The following is a 1,928-nucleotide window of genomic DNA, read 5'->3' as shown; positions in this document are numbered from 1 at the left end:
CGAAGGGATGCAGTCATGAAGGTCGAAGTCCTCAAGCCCTCGTGCAATCTGGACACCGTCCGCGACGGCCGTGGCGGCATATTCACCTGGGTTCCCCCGGAGCCGCTGCTCGAGTTCAACCTCATCTACATGCATCCCGGCAAAGTCCGCGGCCTGCACTATCACCCGCACTTCGTGGAGTACCTGTTGATCGTCGAGGGGGAGGGCGTGCTGGTCTCCAAGGACGACCACACCGACCCCGACTGCCCCGAGGAGTTCATCCACCTCTCCAAGGGGATCTGCACACGCGCGCCGATCGGGGTGGTGCACACCGTGTACTCGATCACCTCGCTCACCTTCATCGCGATGCTCACCAAGCCGTGGGACGAGTGCGATCCGCCGATCGTGCAGGTGGCGCCGCTGCCACACACGCTGGAAGGCAAGTGATGTCGCCGCCACGGGTGGCCATCGTGGGCGCGCGCGGCTACGTCGGGTCGGCGCTCACCGAGGCGTTCCGCGCGCACGGCGGCTACCTTGTCGTGCCCGTGGTGCGCGCCGATTACGAGCGGCACCGCGAGGGCGAGTACGACGTGCTGGTCAATGCGGCGTGCCCGTCGAAAAGGTTCTGGGCCGAACAACATCCGGACGACGACCACGCGCGAACGGTCACCCTCACCGCGCGGTTGCGCAAGGAGTGGCACACCGGGCATTTCGTGCACATCAGCAGCATGTCGGCCCGCACGCAACCCGGCACCGTGTATGGGCGCCACCGGGCCGAGGCCGAGCGATTGTGCACGGACGAGGGATGTTTCGTGGTGCGGCTGGGACCCATGTACGGCGGTGACTACCGCAAGGGGGTGCTGGCCGATATGGCGGCGGACCTGCCGGTCTACGCCAGCGGCCGGTCGCGGCAGAGCTTCGCTCCGGTGCGGTGGTGCGCCGATTGGATCGCGGCGCACGCGGACGGGTCCGGGCTCCGCGAGATCGGCGCGCGGACCCACGTGACCCTGGCCGAGGTCCGCGACCGCGCCGGCTCGGGATCGGAGTTCGTCAAAGACGTTGTGGACGACCAGTATCCGACGACCGGTACCGAAACGGATTGGCCGCGTGCCGAAGCCGTCGTCGATTGGCTGGCCCGGTGGCGGGCCGGCGGCGCGCGAGGACGGTGATCCGATGGCGGGACGGGCGCAGGTACTTCTCCGCGCACAGCACCAGCAGGAACCGCACGCTGGTGGCGACGTCGCGGGTGCGCATCTTGGACTCGCCCGCCGTCCGGTTCAGCACGTGGATCGGGATCTGCCCGACCCCGAAACCGTTCGCCGACAGGAGGTAGAGACTTTCGAAGAAGAACGAGTAGCCCTCCGAGCGCACCAGAGTGAAAGCGCTCGCGGGAACATGGTCGAGCCGGTAAAATCTGAATGCCCCGGTGGCATCGTAGGGCATGCGAAGCAACGTCACCGTCAGGAAATGGCCGACTCGGGTGAGAATCTTGCGGAAGGGAGTCCAGTCGGCGAGGCTGTCCGGCTCGATATATCGTGATCCCACGACCACGTCATAATTTTCCGCGGCTGCTCGCAGCCGCGGAATATAAAGCGGCGGATGTGCGAAATCGGAATCCATGGTGATGAGTTCCGAATAACCGTTCGCATACGCCCAGCGAATACCGAATTTATGTGCCGAGCCGACGCCCTGCCGGCCCGCACGGTGCAGTACGCGCACTCTTTTAGGGTGCTGAACTGCGAGTTCATCGAGGATCTCGCCGGTGCCGTCGGGTGAGTTGTCATCGATGAACAGGATGTCGAAGTCGTCTCCCTGCTGGAGAATCTGATCGAGCAACGGCCCGACATTGCGACGTTCGTTGTACGTGGGAATCATCACCAGGGTTCGGTTACGGGCCGCATTCATGCGCCCCGATATTACCGGCGGCCCGGCTGGAAAGAAAGATATTG

3 protein-coding genes are annotated in these 1,928 nt (G+C 64.8%); 2 read left to right on the top strand and 1 reads right to left on the bottom strand.

The window, feature by feature from the left end; translation table 11 throughout:
* The first annotated feature begins 15 nt into the window (after window positions 1-15).
* The gene (locus DFR74_RS17565; protein ID WP_067510809.1) at window positions 16-426 is read left to right on the top strand and encodes a cupin domain-containing protein; all 411 of its coding nucleotides are present in this window, start codon (window positions 16-18) and stop codon (window positions 424-426) included.
* Window positions 426-1,148: an NAD-dependent epimerase/dehydratase family protein gene (locus DFR74_RS17560; protein ID WP_198161770.1), complete on the top strand. Its 723-nt coding sequence runs from the start codon at window positions 426-428 to the stop codon at window positions 1,146-1,148. The genes DFR74_RS17565 and DFR74_RS17560 overlap by 1 nt, the downstream gene beginning before the upstream one ends.
* Here DFR74_RS17560 and DFR74_RS17555 read toward each other — a convergent pair.
* The gene (locus DFR74_RS17555) at window positions 1,030-1,884 is read right to left on the bottom strand and encodes a glycosyltransferase (RefSeq protein ID WP_084537821.1); all 855 of its coding nucleotides are present in this window, start codon (window positions 1,882-1,884) and stop codon (window positions 1,030-1,032) included. The two genes, DFR74_RS17560 and DFR74_RS17555, sit on opposite strands and share 119 nt — an antisense overlap.
* Window positions 1,885-1,928 lie beyond the last annotated feature (44 nt).

Source organism: Nocardia puris, from assembly GCF_003315035.1.
Lineage (GTDB): Bacteria > Actinomycetota > Actinomycetes > Mycobacteriales > Mycobacteriaceae > Nocardia > Nocardia puris.
Note: the sequence above shows the minus strand (reverse complement) of the source record. Positions and strands in the feature narration are given on the sequence as shown.